This is a genomic window from Actinomycetaceae bacterium MB13-C1-2 (assembly GCA_035621235.1).
GTDB lineage: Bacteria > Actinomycetota > Actinomycetes > Actinomycetales > Actinomycetaceae > Scrofimicrobium.
On record CP141731.1, the window covers coordinates 2,324,350 to 2,347,586 of the forward strand.

Sequence of the window (23,237 nt, forward strand, 5' to 3'; positions counted from 1 at the left end):
CTTCTGTGCGGCATAGCCTGACCCAAGCTTATGGACCGATTCGGGGGTACGAGCTCGCTCACCGACTATCCATTAGTTGTCTGAGGCGATCTCACGGACCGTCTTTAGGATCTCTGCACCGAACTGGGTTAGCTTCACATCGCCTATGCCCCTTAGGACACCAAGCTGTCTCATCGTCTTTGGCCTTGCCGTCGCGATGTCACGCAGAGTCGTGTTTGGAAGCACCGTATAGGCTGGGCGTCCCATCGCGTCTGCGGTGTCCTTTCGCCACTGACGCAACTGCTCGTACAGTTCCAAAGTGGCCTGATCGGATTCGTCTTGGAACTCTTGTTCTTCAGTTTTACGACGCTGCCCGCCCGCCAGTCGTCTTGTCTTGTTCGAGGGATCACCAGCAGGCCACAGGGGCCCCAAGAATCTACTAACCTTTCGAACATTACGACCGCCCCCTCCCTTGGACCTAGACCATGAAATCTGCAGTTCTCGCTTCGCCCGAGTAATTCCGACATACAGTAGACGGCGTTCTTCTTCAATCGCCTCTGGTGTTGTCGCAAGCGAGATCGGTATCAATCCCTCGGAGCATCCACCCAGAAAAACCGCCTCCCATTCGAGGCCCTTTGCTGCGTGCAAGCTACTCAGAGTGACTCCTTCAATCTGCGGAGCGGCCTTATTTTCGGCCCTTTCTTGAAGCTCGACAAAGAAGGCCGCGAGCGACAAATCCCTTCTCGAACGAGCCATCTGAACCAGCGCATCAAGGTTGCTCCATCTTTCGCGCACTGCTCCTTCACCGGTGGGCGGCTGAGGAGACCAACCGAGAGTGGAAACAACCTCTTCAACCTGTTCGAGTAGGCTCGGCTCTCCCTTGAGCCCAGTGTCCTCTGCCAGAGCGGAAACCCTAGCCTGTTGGCGTAGAAGCATCACGGCCCGACGCACTTCTTCACGGTCAAAGAACCGCGCGCCACCGTGGACTTGATAATTGATTCCCTCGGCGCCCAACGCCTCTTCAAACAACCTGGACTGAGCGTTTGTCCGGTAGAGGATTGCTATCTCTGACAGGCGGGTACCTGCCGCCTGAACCTCGCGGATTCGCCTAGTTATTCCCGCCGCTTCTTCTTCATCACTGTCATACACGTTGAATCGAACGGCCGGACCTGTTGGCTGTCCGGCAACAAGTCGAACCGATCCCTTAAGTCCACCTACGCGTGATCGACCATCCATTCCTCTAGCACTTCCGACTACCTGATTAGCCACAGCGACAATCTGAGGGGTGGAACGATAGTCCCGAACCAGTTCAACCACCTGAGCTCCGCTCATCCATTGTGGAAAGGTCTCTAGATATCGAGAACTCGCGCCGGTAAAAGAGTAAATGGTCTGAGCGACGTCACCGACAACACAGATGTCTTTGCGATCACCCAGCCACAGTTCAAGCAGTCGATGCTGAATCGGTGAGACATCCTGATACTCATCCACTACAAAGCTGCGATAGCGAGAACGGACTGAACGGGCGATATCGTCACTACGAGCAAGCATTGCTGTCGTCAGTGACAAAATATCCTCGAAATCTATGACCCCTCGTTCGTCCTTGCCCTGTTCGTATGCGTCGATTATCTTCGCGACCATCTCCGCCTCGAGACCGCCGGGAGGGGTTCGCCCGTCAGCCATAGCTCTTTGTGCGTAGCGGGAGGCATCGACAATCGAGACCTTCGACCACTCAATCTCCGCAGACAAATCCCTTACCAAAGCCTTATCAGCAGAAATTCCAACCCTCTGCGCTGCGGCCGCGACCAGTGACGCCTTGTGCGAAGCTACACCCGGCATCTGACCTCCATAAGCGACCGGCCAAAAATGTCTCAGCTGAGCGAGTGCAGCCGAGTGAAACGTCCGGGCAGTAGCCCGACCCGCACCGAGCTCTCTGAGCCTAGATCCCATCTCGGCAGCCGCCTTGGTGGTAAAGGTGACGGCTAGGACAGTAGAGGGATCGACGGCACCCATCGCAGCCCCATAGGCAATTCGATACGTGATTGCACGGGTTTTGCCTGTCCCAGCGCCAGCTCTAACACAAAGCGGACCTGTAACCCGCATCGCTACCTGTTGCTGCTGAGCGTCCAGGGCACCGAGCAGTCTGTCAGCTGCTTGCCTGTCATCAGCAGAAGGTGAGAGAGCCATACGCCCAAGGTAGCCATCAACTCCGACATCTGGAAATCACGAAAGTTCAACTGTGGACAATCCCCAATCGGCACACCCTATCGGATCGGCCACTCCGTGTGAGTAGACGGTAAGAAAGAGATACCGTTTGAACATGAGTGAAAACCAAGTATCGACAACCAGGGCCGACGGACGTTCGGCCGATCAAATCCGACCCGTAAAAATCACCAGAAAATGGACCAATACAGGTGAAGGCTCGGTCTTAGTTGAGTTCGGTGATACTCGCGTCCTCTGCATCGCCTCTTTCTCAGAAGGAGTTCCGCGCTGGCGGAAGGACTCTGGAGAAGGATGGGTTACCGCTGAGTATGCGATGCTGCCCCGCGCGACATCTGAGAGATCGCCGCGAGAATCAGTTCGTGGCAAGATCGGTGGGCGCACCCACGAGATTTCCCGCCTAATTGGTCGCTCGCTACGCGGAGTCGTGAATACGAAAGCACTCGGGGAAAACACCATCACCGTCGACTGCGATGTGCTCCAGGCAGACGGGGGAACCCGTACAGCCTCAATAACCGGGGCCTGGGTCGCCCTTTACGACGCAATCGAATGGGCGATCCAGAAGAGAATCCTCAAAGTTGCTGATCCACGAAGGGTACTCACCGACAACGTCGCCGCCATCTCCGTCGGCATCGTTCGAGGAAACCCCGTCCTCGACCTACCCTACGTTGAAGACGTTGCGGCCGAGACCGACATGAATGTCGTGGGGATTGGATCCGGGGACCTAATCGAGGTTCAGGGAACGGCAGAGGGCGCTCCGTTCTCACGAAACGAGCTAGACCAGCTACTCGACCTTGCCCAGGCAGGCATCAGGCAGCTAATCGACCTACAGAACGAGGCGATTGCCAGGTGAGCAGACCACGGCCCCTTTTGGTTCTAGCCAGCGGCAACGAGCATAAGGTCGAGGAGATACGCACCATTTTGACTCCCTCACTTCCCGGCCTCGATCTGAGTCGAATCGTGTCAATGGCGGAGTTTGGTGTTGATTCACCCGTCGAAGACGCGCTGACTTTCGAGGGGAATGCTCTGCTAAAGGCACGGGCAGTCACGGCGGCAACTGGGCTTCCCGCCCTTGCTGATGACTCCGGCCTCACTGTGGATGCCATGGGGGGCGCCCCGGGCATCTTCTCGGCGCGCTGGAGCGGGGGACACGGGGATGATGCAGGCAACCTCGAGTTGCTACTCGCCCAGGTTTCCGATCTGAAGGAAGAGGACAGGGGAGCACAGTTTGTCTGCGCTGCGGCCCTGGCGCTACCCGACGGAAAGTCGGTCACTACCGAGGGGATTATGCGCGGCGTTCTTGCCACGCAGCCCCGAGGAAAGAATGGTTTTGGATATGATCCAGCATTCATCGCGGACGGATACCGGGTGACAAACGCAGAGCTGAGTGCAGAGGAGAAAAACCAGATCTCTCACCGCGCAAAGGCAATGCGTGACATGGCTCCGTACATCGCAAAGCTATTCGATCAGTCGCACTAGAGTCCCGCGCCGCAAGCTAGGGTGTGTCTCCTAAATATGTGCTCAGGCGAGGATGCCCGGGAAATTCGTGGTTGCAAGGCGGAAGAGGAGGCTTTGCTGGTGGCAAAGCCGACGATGACAACGTAGCAAACGCGGATTTCCCGGTCACCACAGCAAGCAAAGATATAGGAGACACACCCTAGCTTCCTAGATCGCACAAAGTCGGCGCATCACCAGGTAAGCGGACAAAGGCCTGTCGGACGATAGTCGTTGTGCTTCTGCCAGGACCACCTATCGCATCGCAAAGCAAATGAACGAAGGCTTGCCGGTGCAAGTCAAACGAGGGCGCCGCCGACAAGCTCTAGCTTTGCGCTGATGCAGTGGGCGAAGCTGCGACGCCGGAAACTAAAGCGACCAGGTCTTCCCGACCTCAGCAACCTCGGGGCGACTCCCCAGCACTTTCTCCGCCTCAGTCAAAGGAACACTGATATCGGTCCAGGGCTGAATATGCGTCAAGACGAGGGTCTTGGCCCCCGCGTTCTTTGATATTTGAGCAGCGCGCGTCCCGCTCAGATGGATTCCTCGTACCTCGACTTCGTCGGTGAATCCGCACTCCGAAAGCAATAGATCGACGTCTTTTGCCATTACCTCCATCGCATCGCAACTATCTGTGTCCCCCGTGTAGGCGAGGGTCACAATCTCGCTGCCTCCGCTCTCGGCAGGACCTTCGATCCGGAAACCATAGGACTCGACGGTGTGAAGGCCTCGGAACGCGGATATCTTCATCGGTCCAACCTCAAACTGCGTTCCATGCTGAATCGGGTGGAACTCGAATGCCTCGTACTCATCAAAGTCTGTGCGATAGCCCTCGACCTGCACGATGCGCGTTGGAGTTTCTTCGGGTCCGTAAACCGGCAGTCCACGAATTTCACCGTCAGGATGCCACTTTAAATACACCTGGAGCGAAATAATGTCGGCCATATGATCCGCGTGCCCGTGGCTGATCAACACCGCGTCCAGATCGCGTGGCGTGAGAAACTTCCATAGTTGTCCGAATGCGCCAGGGCCCAGGTCCATAATCAATGACCAGGTCCGTCTCTCACCCGTATTCGCATCTACTCCGTCTGCCTGGACCATGTAGCAGGACGCCGCGCCCTCCGGCCCTGACATCGATCCGGTAGACCCAACGACCGTTAGTCTCATGGCTGATCCTCACTGCTACTTGCGGTAACCAATTCGAGTTCGCCAACCTCAGGACCCAGGAAACGTCGCGCCAGTGAAACGAACCGATTGTTCGGTGCGGTCATCAAGAACCGGTAGTTTGATGTCCCGCTCGGGCGCGGGCTGTGCAACAGATCGCCTTCAACGAGAAGCAGGTAGACCTCTCGGGCAGTCGCCTCAGATGACGTCACCAGGTTGACACCCTCTCCCAGTTCCCGAGCTAAGGCGCCTTGCAACAGAGGATAGTGCGTGCATCCAAGGATCACGGTGTCAACGTTCTCTGTCTTAAGTCCGGACAGATATTTCTTGGTGATGCTCTCAAGTTCTGGCCCTGTTGTTATCCCCTGCTCAACAAAGTCAACGAACTCAGGACAGGCCTGCTGAAATACCTCTACCCCTGGAACCGCACCGAGGGCTGAGGGGTAGGACTGCGAAGCCACAGTCGCTTCGGTGCCAATCACTCCAATACGTCCGTTTCGAGTCGTCAGTGCCGCCTCACGTGCCGCCGGAGAGATCACCTCGACCACCGGAATTCCCATTTGTACCGAGTACCGCTCTCTGGCATCAGCCAGAGCCGCAGCAGTTCCCGTATTGCAAGCGATAACCAGTACCTTGCAGCCTCGTTCCACCAGCGTGTCGAGGCCAGCAATGGTCAGATCACGAATTTGTGCAATGGACCTGGGACCGTACGGGGTATTCGCCGTGTCTCCCAGATAGACGATATCCTCACCGGGAAGATAGTCGATGATCGCCCGTGCCACAGTCAAGCCTCCGAGGCCGGAATCGAAGATGCCAATCGGCGCGTCATTCACGAGATTGACGCTATCGCAATTGAGGCGCCAATCTAGTCATCTCTATGCGAGATCACACCCGTTTACCCGGGGTGTGCGTCACACTAGACGAGAAGGAATGACTGTCCGCTCCCCCGCCGACGCTCTGAGGGCTACGGTTGACCCATGCCCGCATCACAGTCAACTGCACTCTTGACCGACAAGTACGAACTAACGATGTTGGACGCGACTCTGGCGTCCAAAGTGGCGGGGCGCCACTCAGTCTTTGAGCTATTCGGACGAAAGCTTCCCACTGCAAGACGTTTCGGTGTTGTTGCCGGAGTCGGGCGGATACTGGAAGCCCTGCAACGCTTTGAGTTCAGCGATGAACAGATTTGTTGGCTCGACGCTCAAAAATTCCTTTCCGACGACGCGCTGAACTACCTGAAAGATTTTAGGTTCTCAGGTGACATTTACGGCTATGCCGAGGGAGAGTGTTACTTCCCTGGATCGCCCCTACTCACGGTCGAGGGAACATTCGCGGAGTGCACCGTACTGGAAACACTGTTGCTCTCAATTCTCAACTATGACTGCGCGGTCGCATCAGCAGCGTCGCGAATGACAATCGCCGCGCATGGACGCCCCTGCATCGACATGGGAGCGAGACGCACACATGAACGATCCGCAGTCTCGGCAGCTCGCGCTGCGTTCATCGGAGGCTTTGTAGGTACTTCCGATCTGGAGGCTGGTACCCGATACGGTCTGCCCACGGTCGGCACTTCCGCGCACTCGTTTACCCTGGTTCATGACACAGAGGAAGAGGCCTTCGCAGCGCAGGTCGCAAGTCTAGGACCGGGCACAACGCTTCTGGTTGACACATTCGATGTGCACGAGGGAGTCGTCAAAGCCGTTGAAGCGGCCCGCGCGGCCGGCGGCGAACTAGGAGCGGTACGTATTGACTCCGGTGACCTGGTTGCTCACGCCTTCAAGGTTCGCGAGCAGTTGGATGAACTCGGTGCCACCTCCACGAAAATAACGGTTACTTCAGATTTGGATGAGTACGCGATCGCTGCACTAGGCGCCGCACCCGTGGACAGCTACGGAGTTGGGACCCGTCTGGTGACCGGCTCTGGAGTTCCGACGGCATCGCTTGTCTACAAGCTAGTTGCACGGGAGGACGCCAACGGAACCGTTGCGCCGGTAGCCAAGAAATCAGAGTCAAAGGGAACGGTCGGTGGCCTAAAGGTCGCTGGTCGACTCTATGACGCCGATGGACGGGCATCACAGGAAGCGCTACTAACCGGCGTTGGTGTTGAAGAGGCTAAAGAGAGAATTTTAGACGCCGGCGGTCGTCTGCTCCAGGTACCGCTGGTGCTAGCAGGAGAGATTACCGAAGAGCTTTGGGCCGCTCCTGAGACACTTCGGGCGCAGGAGCACCATAAGTCGGTTCGAAATGAACTCCCTTACCACGCATGGCGTCTTTCAGAGGGAGAACCCGGAATCCCAACCGTCTATTACGACGCAGACAGCAAGCTTCCGACTCACTAGGAGGCCGACACTAGTTTCCCGCGTCGCAGACTCCTTTCAAGGATCGCGTGCAAAATCTGCGTATCTCAAGTCAAGCGATAGTACCGCCCAGAGGTGTTGGCTCGGTGCGCGATACAGGGAATGTAGCTACGACGCGGGACACTAGCCCGCAAAGGGGAAGTTTGGACCCTGCTTCCCAATCTCGTCCTTCAGGGCCTTGCAACGAGGACAGATTGGGTACTTCTTCGCATCCCTAGTAGGGACCCAAACTTTTCCACACAGAGCTACAACGGCCTGGCCAGTCACAGCCGAAACATTGGCACGGTCTCGACGCACATAGTGAGAAAACCTGTCCTGATCACCATCGTTGCTTACGGGCTTCGTCTTCGGAAGCTCTAGGACATCGGCACCACCCGCCGGCGATGCGTTACTCACTGCGCATCCCAAACTGCGCGGTAGTGATCGATTAACCTCAGTCCACTAGCCGCCTGCTCATCAACCATGATGGTGACGTCGTTATGGAACTGGAGCACAGTAGCTGGCCAGAGCGCCGACACCCCGCCCTCTACCATCTGAGCGACGGCCTCAGCCTTTTGCTTGCCCTCTGCCACCAAAACGATTTTCTTTGCGTGGCCTATCGTCTCGAGGCCCTGGGTAAGCGCCAGAGAAGGCACCTTGTTGATATCTCCGCCAAAGAAGCGGGCATTGTCCTCGCGTGTCTGTCTCGTCAGCACCTGAGTGTGGACCGGAGACGTTAGAGAACCTCCCGGCTCATTGAAGGCGATATGGCCATCTGTTCCGATGCCCAGGATCTGCAGATCGACCCAACCGGCGGTCTCCATTTGCTTCTGATATTCGACCGCGGCTGCCTCCACATCTTCCGCTTGACCATCCGGTCCGATGACAGCGTTAGGCGCAAAGTTCACTCTGCCCGCAAACACTCGCTCAATAAAGTTTCGGTAGCCCTCTGGGTGATCTGCCGGAAGGCCGACATATTCGTCCAAAAGAAAGGCGCGAGCCTCGGCAAACGAAATCTTCCCTGCCTCGTGCCTGCGAATCAGTTCGTCATAGATCGGAACCGGGGATGATCCCGTGGCCAATCCCAGGACAGCATCCGGCTTCTTTGCCAGTAGCTCCGAGTACATATCGGCAACCAGGGGGGCGATTTCCTTGCTCGAAGGAAGGACAGCGACTCTCAACGTACTTCTCCTGCGCTAGTGATGTGTGAGTCCCTCCATCCTAGTCCGAACGTTGCATGGAACGGACGGGGACTCCAGGCGTAAGTGGATGCTGAGCACCTCCCCTCGAATCTCCAATCAGATAGGGGCCGATTTCGCGCCACTTTCCCGGCGTGTCGGGCACCTATCTGATTGGCAAACGCTGGGATGGGTTGGGACTAAAAGACCTTAGAGACTAAGAGAAGTGGGGATTGAGTCTAGACTCAATCCCCACTTCTCGATGCGAAGTGTTACTACTTTGCGACTGCGTTCTTGAGGGTCAGGCCCGGGGTTAGCTTTACGCCATAACGTCCGGGGATCTGGATCTCTTCGCCAGTGCGAGGGTTACGGCCAGTACGTGCCGCACGCTCAACGCGCTCGATCGACATCAGGCCAGTCAGGCGAACTGACTCGCCCTCAGCCAGTGCGTCAATGATTGTGGACTGGAAAGCAGTCAGGGCTGCGTCAGCCTGAGTCTTGGTCAGACCCGAGCGCTCTGCAATTGAGCTAACCAGTTCGTTGCGGTTGATCGCCATGCGTTTGTCCTATTCTCGATACAAGATTTGCCTAGACCACTTGCGTAGCCTCGTGTGAAACCCTACGGAACATACGGCCCAGTTGCCAGACGGCACCACGAAAAACCCAGTGCAATTACTCGCAAACCAGCCGAAAACGCTCGAATTTCGTGTTTCGATTTGGGAAATAGCCTCATCAGCAGGTCCTCATGCCCGGTAGGCTGAGCAAGAAAGCAGGACCGTACAGCTAAGAAGTGGAGACCGCGTTGTCAGATAACACGAACCCGTTTGCTCCGTCCAACGACGAAGAAATCGAGGTGGAGGTCGTCGAACCCGATTATGAGGTTCCCGCTCAGCCTCCCGCTACCGACTACTCCTCGTACCAACCCGAGGAAGCTCAGGTCTTTCCTCCGTACGGTAGTGCACCAAATGATGCGCTTCCCACGAGCGATCCCACATGGACCGCATACGAGTACCAGCCTTCAGACCAAGGCGCCAACACGCTACCCACAGACGATCAGACCGCTCCCCCATACGGCTATCAACCTTCAGATCCGGGCGCATACACACAACCACAGGAAATGCCATACCCCGCGGGCGCCTATCCGCCACCTAATGCGGGATATCAGCAGGGGCCGTACCAGGGACCGGGACAGCCCTACGTGCAGACTGCGAGCGGCGCCTACCAGCCAGTAGCGATGTGGAGTCCCAAGAGCAAGCTCGCAGCGGGCCTGCTCGGAATCTTCCTTGGGACCTTTGGTGTTCACAACTTCTATCTGGGTTACACCGGCAAAGCGGTAGCCCAGCTACTAATCACATTGCTTAGCATCGGAATGCTTGCTTGGGTCTCTTCAATCTGGGGGCTTATCGAAGGCATCCTCGTTCTTGCTTCCGGCACCGGCACCAGCTGGGACTTGGACGCTAACGGTTACCCGATGCAACCAATCGGCTCGTAGCTACCCCGCCCCACCGAGGCACCTAAGCGAGTAAGGCGCGGTCCGAGAGGGCTGAAGGTCCTGTGTGCTCAACGTTCTTAGTGATCTCCGCACATGTGGAACGCCTGAGATCATAGAGCCAGGCTACTTCGCCCAACCGTAATCGGTGATCGGTATTGCACTGTGTTCTATCTCCGGTGCCAGCTCGGGACGGTAATCGAACAGATGACTACTTCTACGGATGAAATCATCAGCGAGCACCACGAAAGACAACCACGATGCGTATCTGTCGTACTCCCCTTTCCAGTCGCTGGGAGGAGGAAGCTCGGCCATCTCGCTTACAGACTGCCGGAGAGAGACAAAACGGCTGACGTAGTCCCTGTCCCTGGAAGCATCTCCAATCTGAGCAGCGCGGACCGCACATGCAGTGAACTCATCTGCTCCGAGTGGACTAACCTTCTCGGGTTCCTTCCATCTGAGAAGGTAATACATCTGGGACCGGACGCCCTCAAATGAGTCCTTTAGCCGAATTAGTTCTGGCACTTTCGACTTCGGGTGTTGCGGAGGCAGTCCGTACTGTATGCCGGTGATGGTTCCGGCAACCATGTAGACAGCGAACGGCATTGAGAACCGATCTTTGCCACTGTAGAAGTAGAGAGCAGAGTGATCAGCTGCGATCGAATCAAAGTATCCGTTCATTGACGATCTGGTCGTTGCAAGATGCTCTTCGAGGCTGGTTGGCTCTTCTACTGGAAGATACGGGATAAGTGAATCAACGTTCAAAGTCACACGGGTCGTGCTGTTTGGAAAACAAGCACAGAGCGTTCGAAGGGCTTCGATTGAGTTGAAGATGTTTATCAGGAACGCGATTACCAGGGAAAGAAACAGCACACTGAACAGTGTCTCAATAGCGCTAACAACACTTACCCAGGAAACCTGAGGCGAGAGTCCGTCGGCTCCCACTGTTGCGAACTGGGCGATGCTTAAGTAGATCCCGCCCACGAGGCCTCCCGGCGCCCCACTTTCCACTTTCAGGTGTCCAAGCTGAATCGCACCCAGGTACACCAGGCTGAAACCGCCGACGATGCCCGCAACCCACAGTCCGATTCCAGAGACCAAAGTCAGCCCTGTAAGCGAACGATAGAACGGACGTCTTATGGCAGTGGGGAAGCCCCTGGCAATCCAGTGGGCTCCCTTCCACTGCCACCTCAAGAAGCGGTTGAAAAACAAACCACGTTGGTTGTAGTTGAGAACCGTGAAGAACGTGTCCACCAAGGTAAACAGAACCAGCAGAGTTCCAACCGCTATCAGCAAGTAAGCCACTTGCCCACCCCTAGATGCTTACAGGTTCCTTGAGTCCGTAGATGTGAATCGCTCCCGGGCCACCAGCAAAGACGGTGTGAAGGTCAGGGGTTCCATCAACAGAAACAACCGTAACATCCACCTCAGGAATCTCTGTCACCGCGTCCTTGGTTCCAGGCTTGGCGGAGTCTCCCCCCACAGGGCCTTGCACTACCCGTGCCAGTTGGCTGTGCGCCCCATAGGTGGTGTCGTCCCCGTCGATGTAGCTGACGTGAATAGACTCGACTCCACCAACGTTCCCCTTCACGATCTCTCCAGATGCAGAGTCGTCAAGACCGTACAAGCCGTCGCAGTTAAAGGCCAAACCACCCGAGATTGCAGCAATCGATGCGGGATGCAGTTGCATGCCACACGACGGCACCAGGTGCAGGTTCACTCCCTGTCCGTCTGAGGGCCAGGGAGAGCGGGCGGCTGAGCGACGCAGACGATGATCCGAGTGATCCAGACAAATCTCGACTCCGATATTGGGTCCGTCGTCGAGTTTGAAAATCGCTTTGGAGTCACCCGGGCTCTGCTTTAGGTCACCACCCGAGAGATCAAGAACCGGATAAGCGACCATCTGCTCTGTGATGACGGGTTTGCCCGTCACATCCCAGAGTAGGAAGTCTTCGTTCGAGGCGAAATACTTCTCTGCCGTCAAAGACTTAGCCTGCATGTCTCCAGAGACCGATTTGAGGTTCTCAGAACCCACGACAAGGGCTCTGTTACGAACCTCTACCTTGGGATAGGCATGGCCCAGCTTTACAAAGTTCACCATCATGTCGAACAGGGCGTCCTTGATCGCACCGGTGGTGTTGACCCAGCCCTCCCCGATTGACCTGACAACCTTGTTACGTTCTAGGACCGACGAGTCGTTCAGAACAGCCTCTAGGTTATCCACCTGTGCCGAGATTACTGTTCCAAAAATGAACAGTGTGTTCGGATACTTCTCTGCCGTGAACCTACCCTGCAACTGCTCCAGGATGTACTCGGCAGGGTCAGTCTCCCCCGGACTAAAGACGTAAGGCCCGATGTCGCTATGCCAATAGAACTCAGGGGCCACAAAGACATTGAGTACGTCCTCGTCATCCTGCTTGTCGATCTCAGCGAACGCTGTCTTGACCGCAGCCTCCATGACATCCAAACGAGCCGCAATGTCCTTGCTAGAGTCCTCAAGCGCGGGATACGTGCCAGCAACGGCTCCGGGTCCGTTGACATCACCAACACCCACGATGCTTGAAGGAGTCGTTGGAATAGCGAACCCAGCGAAACGGACTTTGTTCATACTGCTCATTGACTCCTCCTACTTGGTAGTGGGCGCAGAAGTGGTGGTGGCAGTAGCCTTTTCCTTTGCTTGCTGCTCCTTAATCTGCCAGTCAAAGGGCTCAAAGTCCTCGTCGGCAGCAACCCATTCAGGCTTCTTCATCGAGTAAATGATGTTCGGGATCGCGTAGAACAAGAGCGCCAGTGCGACAAGGATGACAACGTAAAGGACCGGACTTCCAACATTGATTTGGTCTGGCGGAATGAAGCTGAAGCAGAACGCGATAAGCGAGGCCACGAACCCGAGACCTGCGACGAACCACATTAGCCCGTTGCCCTTCTTACCGAGTCTGAACGGACGTCGAACATCCGGTTCACTGTGACGCAGGTAGATCGCTGCGGCAAACATCAACATGTACACGGTTAGGTAAAGAATGTTCGCTAGCTGATTCAGAATCTGGTATGCCGACTGCACGGAAGGCAACACAACGAACAAGATAGCCAGCAGAGAAACAAGGCCAGACTGGATCAGCAGAATACTGATCGGCTGACCGTTCTTGTTGGTCTTTTGGAGCCAACGAGGAAGATAACCAGCCTTGGCCACGGCCAACATACCGGTTGATGGACCTGCGACCCAGGTCGTGACGTTTACTAGCACGCCGATTGCAAGCATGATGGCAATTACGGATCCGAGCCACGGAACATGGGCCCACTCAAAGATGTCGAAGTACGTGGTAAGGATCGCGGTCGTGAGGCTTATGTCCTTATGAGGGACAACCCAGGCGATGATCAAAGTTCCAAGGACGAAGATGAGCACCACAATAATCGCGGAAAGGAAGATCGCTTTCGGATACGTCTTCTCCGAGTTCTTCACCTGTTTGATGTGAACCGCGTTCATTTCCATACCGGCGAACATCAGGAACACAGAAGCCGCCAAAACGATGTTGCTGAAGTTTGAGAAGTCGGGAATCAGCTCATCCCAACCCAGCTTCATCTCGGCCTTATTCCCACCGATCATGTAGGCAGCACCAAAGCCAATCAGGATACCCATGGGGACAAAGACACCGAGGATTCCACCCCACTTTGCCATCTTCTGGACGCCTTTAGAGCCGATCAGCGTTACGAACAGCGCGCCCCAGTAGACGATCAGGACGATCGCCATAACGAAGAACTTGTTGTTAGCAAGACTCATTGCGGACTTGTGATTCGGGTCAATGTTCGCAAGAGCAACGGCACCGAACGTCAAGGCGGTCGGAAGGAACACGCAGACCTCGACGAATGCCAAGAACATCGCCATGAATCCAAAACGTCCCTTGAACGCCTCGCCCACCCAGCGGAAGACTCCGCCCTGTTTGGGCCATCCGGTAGCCAGCTCGGCTGCTACCAGAGCCACTGGAACTAGGAAGAATACGGCCGCGAACAAGTAATAGAAGACAGCCGAGAGACCGTACTCGGCCTCCGAGGGAAGATTGTTCAGTGAGATGATTGCGGTGATATTGAGAAATATCAGGCCCCAAAGCCCAATCGTGCCCTGGGACTTCTGTACAGTACCGGCCGACTGTTGTTGGTCGGGCGCGGCTTTGGTAGAAGACACTGCTTACCTCCTGTGTTGAATGTTCACCTGGGATGGGTGACGCAGAGAGCGGGTCAAAACCCACTCGCTGTCATCCTATCCACGAAGAGATTGCTCCGCCGAATAATCCAGATCACATGGGTGCACTACTAACGAATTACCCCTCTGACAAGTGATTACGCCCCTTAGGGTACGTCTCGCACCCGTAACACCTGGAGGGTGAAAGAAAATGTCGTGCAGGGTGAGATACGCGAGGACATGACTCGCGTGGGTCTAGACCATGCGTAGCGTCTTAAGTCACATCCGGATAAGGCCCCGTATGACTCACGTGCGTCGGGCCTATATGTCTTCCCGTAGGCCGTAATCTGACCACAAGAGATTAGGAGACGACCGAGAAATGTCTGAACAACTAGAGTCCTGGCTTGGACTATTGCTAGCCCTACTGGTCATAGCGGTGCTGTTGGTATTGCTGTCTTGGCTACTCAAGTTGGCCACCCGGGCGCTGCGGCCCAAGCACCCTGATTTCGTATCGACGCTTGCCGCATCGCGCAAGTACCTCCTGACCCTCACCGGACTCATTTTGGGACTCGTTTCGATCGCCGCCACCTGGCCGCACGCGTCCTCAAAAGATCTGGTTGTCCGCATCATGGTAATAGCAAGCATCTTTGCGACGGCGGCGCTGGCAACCTCAATAACTAACGCACTAATAGACAGAATCAGAACACGTCATCCCATAGAAGGTGACAACGATCAGCAAACGATGCGTCTGCATACTCAACTGTCTGTAATTAGAGCCTTCGCAAACGCAGCCATTTGGCTTCTAGCCATCGGCATTTCGTTCTTCACGATCCCCGGAGCACATGCCTTTGGAGCATCCGTACTAGCTTCCGCAGGCGTCGCTTCTGTGATCATTGGCGTTGCCGCACAATCGGTCCTCGGAAACGTCTTTGCCGGAATGCAATTGGCACTGAACGGCGCGATCCGGGTGAACGATTTGGTTGTCGCCAACGGGGAACAGGGGCGAATTGAAACCATCAACCTCACCACGGTCGTGATGCGCCTGGGTGATGGACGCTGCCTTGTACTTCCTTCGAACTACTTCACTACTACTCCCTTCGAAAACTGGACCAAGGAAACAGGAGTTCATATTGGTTCAATCAGATTCGATGTCGATTGGCGCATTAGCCCATCTGCTATCCGCGAGCAGCTGAACCAAGTTCTCTCGGGAAACCAGCTCTGGGATGGAAAGACAGCCAGCGTAGCGGTGGAGGACGCTACGGGCGGGATGGTGCGAATCCGCGTGACGGTTAGTTCCGGGGATGAAAACGATCTGATGAATCTTCGACTACAGGTACGTGAACAGCTCGTCGAATGGCTTGCATCCACTCAAACCACCGCACTGCCGACGCAACGAGTGCTTGAGGAGCCGGCCAACTAAAGAAACATTGACGCCACGAACAGCGTAAACAACGTCAGGTGCGCGTAGCCGAATCCGCGCCTAATGCGACCTCGACCGAATGAGACCGCTGTCAGGACGTAGCTGGCCGCTAGTAGCGTCAGGTTCGCCAGGCTCTCGGCCAATACCACCGGCTGCCCTGTGAAGAAGCCAATCGTCAGCACTGCTGGGATCGTTAGCCCCATGGTAGAAAGCAATGCTCCGTGGCAGAGGTTACTGACCCTCTGCATCTCGCCAACTGCTGCGGCCCGAAAAGTCGTGATTGTTTCGGGAAGGAAGACAATCATTGCAATCAGTAGACCAGAAAGTGCTACCGGCGCACCGAGGCTGTCGAGTCCGCGATCAAGAAGGCTCGCCATGTCGTGCGAAAGAAGCACTACTGGGACCATTAGCAACACCAATGCGGCAGTGGCCTGAGCAACCTCCGATCGGTATTTGTGAATCAGACTGCCGACGCTTACCTGGGGAGCTCTCTTTGTCCTCTCCCCCACAGCAGACGATTCCTCAACTTCTTGAAAGTGGCGGCTGTCAGCCCCCATCTGCCGGAAGAGAAAGACCCCGTAAATCACTGCTGTTAGTACAACCACGACTGGTTGTTGACCACGCAAGTACTGCCCGTCACGGCCTATAAGGCTCGGAAGCACGAATGCAATCGTGCTTAGCAAAACCAGCAAGACCAAATAGGTGAAAACACCCCGACCGTTAGCACGCGGACTCTCGCCACGACGTTTTGACACGAGGACGGCAACCCCGATTACCAGGTTCAAAATGATCATGGAAACTGCCATCACCGAGTCGCGAGCAATAGTCGAATGCTCGCCGGGTCCCAGCATGACGGCGGCGATCAAGATGACTTCAATCATGGCGATTGAAATGGTTAGGATCAGTGTTCCGTATGGGTCGCCCAAGCGCTCTGCAAGACGTTCTGCCTGCGCAACCACTCCAAATGAGCAGACGATGATTACCGCCACTACGGCGATTAGCAGACCGAGCAAAGCCAGTCCGGACAGTTCTCCCTCAAGAATCGGGCGGTATATGACGGTGAGTAGATACGCTCCCCAACCGACTCCCAGCCGAACAAGAAGACCCGGGTTGAACACCGACGTGGACAGAGGTGCAGAGTGCAAGACTGTTCCGTTTCTGGGGGCCGTCCCACCTCAGAGCTAAGACCGCCAGGTCGTCCTGGAGGTACCGCCCGACAATGCTACCCAACTAAAAGGGCACCTGCTACTTCTCATTTCAACGCTACACCGGCACTAGGGCTACGCTTCCACTTTCTCTTCGGGCACATTGGCACGAGGTGCTAGAGGTCTACTTCGCGATTCCCGGCACACGCTCTGACCAACTCAGTACTTCTTCGAGTTGCTTGCCCAAACGAAGCAGAGTGGCCTCGTCTCCCGGCCTGCCGATCGCCTGAACTCCGATCGGGACACTCGCACCCGTGACTTCTGAAGTGCCCTGTCCGACAGGCAGGGCAATCGCAGGAAGTCCAGCAACATTCAGATAACTGGTGAACGGCGTGTACTGGCACTGCTGAACAAAGTTAAGGTTTCCGTCCACCTGGTCGTACCAGTCGGAAGCACGAGGGGTCATCGCAAGTCCAGGCGTCAAAACGGCATCGAAGTCTGAGTAGTCAGAAATAATCTGCGACTCGAACTCGGCAAGCCTTGTCAGTCCGGCTGGAAGGTCAGATGCAGGACGCTCCCGTCCCGAGCGGATCAACCAGGCCGTGAGTGGCTCAACAACTTCCAGCGCCTCGTCAGGCAGCGGAGCGGAAGCTGCGGATCCCATCCAGACCGAACGGAATGCTTGAACGTAGCCGGGAGCCGGCGTTGGCTCCACCTCTTCAACGCGGTGCCCCAGGTTCTTCAGTAGATCCAGGGTCTCCTGGAACACCCTCATAACCTGTGAGTCGACGACGATGTCATACTCCTCATTCCAAGGCGACCACGTGTTCCAACCGATTCTGAGTCTTGGAATAGGAAGGTTCGCCGCATCGAGGAATGAACCGTTCTCGGACATATAAGGTGGCTGCGGAGCTCGCACGGCGTATCGCTGCGGTCCCTTTAGCATTCCGTCTAGTAGTAGCGCCACGTCATCGACAGTTCGACCGATGGGACCCGCCGTTGGAAGTCCAGCCAGAGAACCACTGCCCGGTAGTCCCGGAACTCGCCCTCTTGATGGTTTGAGGCCAACCAATCCGGTGGCGGAGGCCGGAATACGGATCGACCCACCGGCATCATTCCCGGGAGCAAACGGGAGCATCCTCGCCGAGACAGCCACTGCCGCACCCGATGAACTACCGCCCGGATCGAGGCTCGGGTCCCACGGGTTCCTGGCGTAGCCCTCGGGTAGTTTGTTGACCGCGTAACACGGTGAACCAAACTCAGGAACGTTGGTCTTTCCAAGGGAGATACCGCCGGCTCGGTCCATGTCCTGAACCACGGGCGAAGAACTCTGCGCCACATAGCCAGTCATTGCAACCGATCCATACGTGGAACGAACGCCCTCACGATCATCAAGATCCTTATCGGCAAATGGCAGGCCCCAGATTGGTTGCTCAAACCGGTCTGGAACTGCCCCTGCGGCTTCCAGTTCGCCGGCGCGCCAGAGAGCCATATCGCCAGTCAGCGTGGTTAGCGCATGGAGTTTGGGGTTCAGGGCTTCTATCCGTCTCAGATAGTGCTCGACCAGTTCGGTTGGACGGATCTCCCGGTTCTGAAGCATTGCCCTCAACTGAACCGCAGGGTATTTGTGTAGTTCGGTCACTTTGCTCACGCTTCCTTGTGCACCCAAGTTCCAAGCTAAAGACTGCCATGCACCACCGGACTGCAACAACCTGAAGTGACAGATCACCGGCGCCTGTCAAGCGTCTAGGCAGATTCACTTCCTAAACTCCACCGCTCCTTCTTATGCTGGACGCTTCTGGCGTTCATATGCCCTTCGGGTGCATGCTCTAAATCATGAGAATTCTGTCTATTCAGTCATCAGTTTCATACGGTCACGTCGGCAACTCCGCTGCTGTATTCCCTCTTCAGCGTCAGGGCCATGAGGTTATGCCGGTCTATACCGTCATGTACTCAAACCACACTGGCTACGGCGCCTGGGAAGGTCCGATGATGACCGGGGACGACGTGCGGGGTGTCGTGAAGGGCATCAATGATCGCGGCGGCCTGGATGATTGTGCTCTGGTCTTGTCGGGATATCAGGGTGGTTCCTCAATCGGGGATGCGATTCTCGACGCCGTAAGGCTGACGAAAGAGGCCAACCCGGCGGCTCTATACGCTTGCGATCCGGTCCTAGGCAGTGCCGATAAGGGTTGTTTTGTCTCGCCGGAAGTTCAAGAACTGATTCGTGATCGAGTCGTTCCCTACGCCGACATCATCACTCCAAACCAGTTCGAACTTGGATTCCTTACCGGCACCGATCCGCACACTCTCGAAGAAACACTCGAGTCGGTCGACGCTGCTAGAGCCTCGGGCCCTAATACGGTGCTGGTGACATCCGTTCTTCGTCCCGACCGTCCTGAGAACACAATCGAAATGATGGTCGTAAACGGCGATGGTGCATGGATTGTTCAGACCCCTTTGCTACCGTTCAAGGCCAACGGCTCCGGGGACGTCACAGCGGCGCTCTTCTCTGCGGCGTATGTCGAGAGCGGCAACCCAGCGCTGGCGCTTGAGAAGACCGCAGCGAGTGTCTTCGAGCTACTAGAAAATACGCTGAGTTCCGGCAAGCGCGAACTTCAACTCATAGAATCCCAAGAGGCGTATGTTGCACCGACCCACGCCTTCGAAGTCAAGAGAATCCGCTAGTTAAGGAAATCTCGAATATGAACACCCTGGTTCTGGTTGCTCACCCTGATCTCGATGCATCCCGAGTCAATCGAACGTTGCTGGACGCACTACTGACCCTGCATGACTCCGAAGATATTACTGTCCGCGACCTCTATGCCGCATACCCTGACGGCCGAATTGATGTTCCAGCCGAGCAAGCGCTGGTAGAAGCCAGCCAACGAATCATCTTTCAGTTCCCGCTGTATTGGTACAGTTCCCCCTCACTTCTGCACCAGTGGCTAAGTGAAGTTCTGGTTGACGGCTGGGCCTATGGCAATGGTGGAAGAAAGATGGCCGATAAGCTAATAAACGTTGCCACAACCATCGGCTCGCCCGCGGAGAGTTACACCGCTGAGGGTGCGGTCGGATTCACCATTGACCAGGTTCTCGTCCCTTTCGCAGCGACGGCAGTTTTTGTCGGATCAACGTTTGGAGAACCATTCACTATTTTTGGGGTAGCCGAAAACTACTCTGGTGATCAACTGGAAGCGGACGCAAAGCGCTACGCAGAGTGGGTTCAAGACTCCCCGCAGAATTGATGTATCACTTCCAAAATACGCCTCTCAATCCCGAAGTGTCTCGGCCCAACTGGGCCCAATTTGGTTCGGACGAGGTACCCTCATTCCGAGGGGTAGCGAAGAGGAAGGCCGCGCTGTGAAGACTCGGATCGAAGAGGATCTACTCGGCACCCGTGAGGTTCCGGCTGATGCATATTACGGTATCCATACTGCCCGTGCGATTGAGAACTTTCAGATCTCTGGAACAACGGTCTCGGACGTTCCAGAATTCGTGCGTAGCATGGTGATGGTCAAGAAGGCATCGGCGCTTGCCAACAAGGACGAGCATGTTCTTCAAGGAGATATAGCAGACGCAATCGTTCGTGCCTGCGATGCCATCCTTAGTGATGGTTGCTGCTTGGATCAATTCTTGGTTGACGTGTTCCAGGGTGGCGCCGGCACCTCAACCAACATGAACACGAACGAGGTAGTCGCCAATTTGGCGTTGGAGCTTGCTGGCTTTGAGAAGGGCCGCTACGACCTGATCAATCCAAACGACCACGTTAACAAGTCGCAGTCCACGAACGACGCCTACCCAACCGGATTCCGGCTAGCCGTCTACTTCATGGTTCAAAAGCTGATTCGGGCGATTGAGGAACTTGCTGCCGCGTTCGACAACAAGGGACTTGAGTTCCAGAACATTCTGAAAATGGGTCGGACCCAGCTTCAAGACGCTGTGCCAATGAGCCTAGGACAGGAGTTTTCCGGCTATGCCACGAACATTTTGGAGGAGGTGAGACGACTAGAGGCGAACAGCGAACTACTCCTTGAAGTAAATCTCGGAGCAACCGCCATTGGTACCGGGCTCAATACTCCCCCCGGATACTCGGTGGTTGCGATTGAGAAGCTGAGCGACGTGTCCGGACTACCGGTAGTTCCGGCAATCGACCTTGTCGAGGCCACTTATGACAACGGCGCCTACATCGCGGTGCACTCTGCACTTAAACGTCTGGCCGTTAAGCTGTCGAAGATTTGCAACGACTTGCGCCTGCTTTCATCGGGCCCCCGTGCCGGCCTCAATGAGATCAACCTTCCGGAGCTACAGGCTGGCTCCTCCATAATGCCTGCCAAGGTAAATCCCGTGATTCCCGAGGTTGTGAACCAGGTGTGTTTCAAGGTCATCGGTAATGACGTGACAGTAACTCTGGCCGCCGAGGCGGGTCAGTTACAACTCAACGTTATGGAGCCGGGACTCGCACAGTCCTTGTTCGAGTCCCTCTCTTTGCTAACCCGGGCCCTGGACACCCTTCGTACCAAGTGCATCGTGGGGATCACCGCGAATGAGGACGTATGTCGCGCCGGAGTCCTGGAATCCATTGGTATCATCACTTACTTCAACGAGATCATCGGGCACAAGGCCGGCGACGAGGTCGGCCGCGAGTGCGCCCAGACCGGCAAATCTGTGCGTGAGGTCCTGATCGAGAAAGGGCTGATGACTCCCGAGCGGATCGACTCGATCCTCAGCGTGGAGAACCTGCTGAGTCCGGAGTATAGGGGGACCTATTACAACACCACTGAAACTGGACTACCGAAATCAGACTAAATCGATTAGCGGAGTGCAGCGGACATTCGCCGCCAGTACTGTCTTACCCCGAAGTCATTGCCGGACCGGCGACACAACAGGTCGGCCTACAACCGAACCTATCTGCGCCGGCCCGGCAAGAACATCTCGATCAGGAGACCTTGATCCAGGCAGTGGTTTCGGCCGGCAGGATTCCATCTGAAATAGGCTGGCTTGAGATCAAGACTTCGCCTTGACCAAGTTCCACCGACTCCATCCCGAAATTCGTCACTACTTCCCAGCCGTCTGGCCGACGATAGCGCAGAACATCATCTCTTCCGGTCTCAAGCCACTCAAGTTCCTCAGCTCCCTGAAGTTCGCGGCGAAGATGAATTGCTCGGCGATACAGGTTGAGGGTTGAGTCTGGATCAGCATCCAGGGCCGCGACTGCGAAGTCTCGAAACCAACCTGGTTGCGGCAAATGGGCAAATGCTTCACCGAAGCCGAACGAGTCTCCCTCCGGTTCCCACGGGAGGGGAACTCGGCAACCATCACGACCAATCTCAGCGCCCCGGGTGCGGAAGAACGTAGGATCCTGACGCTCCTCGGCCGAAATCTCTGCTACCTCATGCAGCCCTAGTTCCTCGCCGTTGTAGATGTACGTCGAACCGGGCAGGCCAAGGATCATCAGTGTGGCCGCATTTGCCCGCCTCTCCCCCTGCTCCCGCAGTAGCTCTGGCTCTGTGCCTCCAGAAGCCAACCACTCTGATCCATGCTTAACGTCCGGGCGCCAACCGGACCGCGCAGGATTGGGCAGGCCATACCTGGTGGGGTGACGGACCACGTCGTGATTCGACAGGACCCATGTACTTGATGATTCTGAGGTCTCAGCCATCTCCAGATGATGATCGATGATCCGTTTGAAGCTCGGCGCGTCAAAATCGGCCTCAAGCAGGTCAAAGTTGAAACATTGACCCAGACTGTTTGGATTCGCGTAGCGAGGCACCCGATCAGAGTCGACCCATGCCTCGGCCACCGCAGTTCGAGGCGGATCGTATCTATTGAACAACTCACGCCACTCGACATAGATGTCCTGAACCTCGTCCCTGTCATAGAACGGGTGAACACCCATGTTCGTCGGCATCGCCTTGATTTCGGCGAGGGTGGGAAGAGGCTCACTCAGGTCCTTAGCCAGAGCATTTGCGACGTCGATCCGGAAACCGTCGACTCCCCGGTCAGCCCAGAACTTCAGGATATCCAGAAACTCGTCCCGCACTTCCCGGTTTTCCCAGTTCAAATCTGGCTGCTCGCTAGCGAACATGTGGAGATACCACTGGCCGTCCTCGACGCGGGTCCAGGCGGGTCCCCCAAACTCAGAGATCCAATCGCTCGGTGGTTCCGTACCGTCCGGCCCTTTTCCTTCGCGGAAGATATAGCGCTCCCGCGCGGCGGAACCAGGGCCAGCCGCGAGCGCCTCCTTGAACCATCGGTGCCGGTTAGAAGTGTGGTTAGGGACAATGTCGATGATGACCTTTATGTTTCGCCTGTGCAGTTCTAAGAGCATCAGATCGAAGTCCTCAAGGCTTCCCAGTCGGGGGTCGACGTCGCGGTAGTCGTCGACGTCGTATCCCCCATCGGCCAAAGCCGACGGGTAGAACGGGCTAAGCCACACGGCATCAATCCCTAAGCCAGCCAAATAGTCTGCTCGTGAGATTATCCCTTGCAGGTCGCCCAGTCCGTCGTTGTTCGAGTCCGCGAAACTACGGGGATAGATCTGATACACGACTGCCTGTCGCCACCATGGGGCGTCTTCGCGCGCCTGTGCCGATCGCTCGACTTGAGTGGACATGGAACTTCCTTTCAGTTCAATT

At 56.0% G+C, this 23,237-nt stretch carries 20 protein-coding genes; 8 read left to right on the plus strand and 12 right to left on the minus strand.

Annotated elements, in window-relative coordinates:
• Nucleotides 1-72: 72 nt before the first annotated feature.
• A complete protein-coding gene (locus U6G28_10330) occupies nt 73-2,163 on the minus strand; it encodes an ATP-dependent DNA helicase UvrD2 (GenBank protein ID WRS29896.1) in 2,091 nt (696 codons plus the stop codon).
• 133 nt (nt 2,164-2,296) lie between these two features.
• On the opposite strand from U6G28_10330, the gene rph reads away from it, so the two are divergent.
• Together rph and rdgB are read left to right on the plus strand one after the other, a co-directional pair.
• On the plus strand, nt 2,297-3,049 hold the full coding sequence (gene rph, locus U6G28_10335) for a ribonuclease PH (protein ID WRS29897.1): 753 nt from the start codon (nt 2,297-2,299) through the stop codon (nt 3,047-3,049).
• Complete coding sequence (rdgB, locus tag U6G28_10340) at nt 3,046-3,675, plus strand: RdgB/HAM1 family non-canonical purine NTP pyrophosphatase (protein WRS29898.1); 630 nt, start codon at nt 3,046-3,048, stop codon at nt 3,673-3,675. Before rph ends, rdgB begins: the two co-directional genes overlap by 4 nt.
• Before the next feature lie 384 nt (nt 3,676-4,059).
• Here the strand turns inward: rdgB and U6G28_10345 are convergent, their stop codons facing one another.
• On the minus strand, nt 4,060-4,857 hold the full coding sequence (locus U6G28_10345; protein WRS29899.1) for an MBL fold metallo-hydrolase: 798 nt from the start codon (nt 4,855-4,857) through the stop codon (nt 4,060-4,062).
• Nucleotides 4,854-5,687: a glutamate racemase gene (gene murI / locus U6G28_10350; GenBank protein WRS29900.1), complete on the minus strand. Its 834-nt coding sequence runs from the start codon at nt 5,685-5,687 to the stop codon at nt 4,854-4,856. Before murI ends, U6G28_10345 begins: the two co-directional genes overlap by 4 nt.
• Nucleotides 5,688-5,831: 144 nt before the next feature.
• Here murI and U6G28_10355 point away from each other — a divergent pair, with 144 nt between their 5' ends.
• The gene (locus U6G28_10355) at nt 5,832-7,193 is read left to right on the plus strand and encodes a nicotinate phosphoribosyltransferase (protein ID WRS29901.1); all 1,362 of its coding nucleotides are present in this window, start codon (nt 5,832-5,834) and stop codon (nt 7,191-7,193) included.
• A 141-nt stretch (nt 7,194-7,334) separates the two neighbouring features.
• Here U6G28_10355 and U6G28_10360 read toward each other — a convergent pair whose 3' ends face one another.
• The 3 genes from U6G28_10360 to U6G28_10370 form a co-directional block, all read right to left on the minus strand.
• Nucleotides 7,335-7,607, minus strand: coding sequence for a DUF3039 domain-containing protein (locus tag U6G28_10360; GenBank protein WRS29902.1), 273 nt, complete (start codon nt 7,605-7,607; stop codon nt 7,335-7,337).
• Nucleotides 7,604-8,371, minus strand: a complete 768-nt coding sequence (gene nagB, locus U6G28_10365) for a glucosamine-6-phosphate deaminase (GenBank protein ID WRS29903.1) — start codon at nt 8,369-8,371, stop codon at nt 7,604-7,606. Before nagB ends, U6G28_10360 begins: the two co-directional genes overlap by 4 nt.
• 272 nt (nt 8,372-8,643) lie before the next feature.
• The gene (locus U6G28_10370; protein WRS29904.1) at nt 8,644-8,925 is read right to left on the minus strand and encodes an HU family DNA-binding protein; all 282 of its coding nucleotides are present in this window, start codon (nt 8,923-8,925) and stop codon (nt 8,644-8,646) included.
• A 245-nt stretch (nt 8,926-9,170) separates the two neighbouring features.
• On the opposite strand from U6G28_10370, the gene U6G28_10375 reads away from it, so the two are divergent.
• A complete protein-coding gene (locus U6G28_10375) occupies nt 9,171-9,860 on the plus strand; it encodes a TM2 domain-containing protein (protein WRS29905.1) in 690 nt (229 codons plus the stop codon).
• 123 nt (nt 9,861-9,983) lie between these two features.
• Here the strand turns inward: U6G28_10375 and U6G28_10380 are convergent, their stop codons facing one another.
• Genes U6G28_10380 through gadC form a run of 3 tightly spaced genes read right to left on the minus strand, consistent with a single transcriptional unit; the run spans nt 9,984 to nt 14,037 of the window.
• Nucleotides 9,984-11,162 (minus strand): hypothetical protein, encoded by a 1,179-nt coding sequence (locus U6G28_10380; protein WRS29906.1) that lies wholly within the window; start codon nt 11,160-11,162, stop codon nt 9,984-9,986.
• 10 nt (nt 11,163-11,172) lie between these two features.
• Nucleotides 11,173-12,474: a hypothetical protein gene (locus U6G28_10385; protein ID WRS29907.1), complete on the minus strand. Its 1,302-nt coding sequence runs from the start codon at nt 12,472-12,474 to the stop codon at nt 11,173-11,175.
• 9 nt (nt 12,475-12,483) lie between these two features.
• On the minus strand, nt 12,484-14,037 hold the full coding sequence (gene gadC / locus U6G28_10390; GenBank protein WRS29908.1) for a putative glutamine/gamma-aminobutyrate antiporter GadC: 1,554 nt from the start codon (nt 14,035-14,037) through the stop codon (nt 12,484-12,486).
• A gap of 376 nt (nt 14,038-14,413) precedes the next feature.
• Between gadC and U6G28_10395 the strand changes: the two genes are divergently transcribed.
• Nucleotides 14,414-15,454 carry a mechanosensitive ion channel domain-containing protein gene (locus U6G28_10395; protein WRS29909.1) on the plus strand — a complete coding sequence of 347 codons (1,041 nt, stop codon included), beginning with the start codon at nt 14,414-14,416 and terminating at the stop codon, nt 15,452-15,454.
• Here the strand turns inward: U6G28_10395 and U6G28_10400 are convergent.
• Complete coding sequence (locus tag U6G28_10400) at nt 15,451-16,599, minus strand: hypothetical protein (protein ID WRS29910.1); 1,149 nt, start codon at nt 16,597-16,599, stop codon at nt 15,451-15,453. The two genes, U6G28_10395 and U6G28_10400, sit on opposite strands and share 4 nt — an antisense overlap.
• Before the next feature lie 184 nt (nt 16,600-16,783).
• Complete coding sequence (locus U6G28_10405) at nt 16,784-18,250, minus strand: amidase (GenBank protein ID WRS29911.1); 1,467 nt, start codon at nt 18,248-18,250, stop codon at nt 16,784-16,786.
• Nucleotides 18,251-18,435: 185 nt separating this feature from the next.
• Here U6G28_10405 and pdxY point away from each other — a divergent pair, with 185 nt between their 5' ends.
• The 3 genes from pdxY to aspA all read left to right on the plus strand — a co-directional run bounded on the left by pdxY (nt 18,436) and on the right by aspA (nt 21,408).
• A complete protein-coding gene (pdxY, locus tag U6G28_10410; GenBank protein ID WRS29912.1) occupies nt 18,436-19,287 on the plus strand; it encodes a pyridoxal kinase PdxY in 852 nt (283 codons plus the stop codon).
• A gap of 17 nt (nt 19,288-19,304) precedes the next feature.
• The gene (locus tag U6G28_10415; protein ID WRS29913.1) at nt 19,305-19,847 is read left to right on the plus strand and encodes an NAD(P)H-dependent oxidoreductase; all 543 of its coding nucleotides are present in this window, start codon (nt 19,305-19,307) and stop codon (nt 19,845-19,847) included.
• A gap of 115 nt (nt 19,848-19,962) precedes the next feature.
• Nucleotides 19,963-21,408 carry an aspartate ammonia-lyase gene (aspA, locus tag U6G28_10420; GenBank protein WRS29914.1) on the plus strand — a complete coding sequence of 482 codons (1,446 nt, stop codon included), beginning with the start codon at nt 19,963-19,965 and terminating at the stop codon, nt 21,406-21,408.
• 130 nt (nt 21,409-21,538) lie between these two features.
• Here the strand turns inward: aspA and U6G28_10425 are convergent, their stop codons facing one another.
• Nucleotides 21,539-23,215: an alpha-amylase family glycosyl hydrolase gene (locus U6G28_10425; protein ID WRS29915.1), complete on the minus strand. Its 1,677-nt coding sequence runs from the start codon at nt 23,213-23,215 to the stop codon at nt 21,539-21,541.
• Nucleotides 23,216-23,237: the final 22 nt, after the last annotated feature.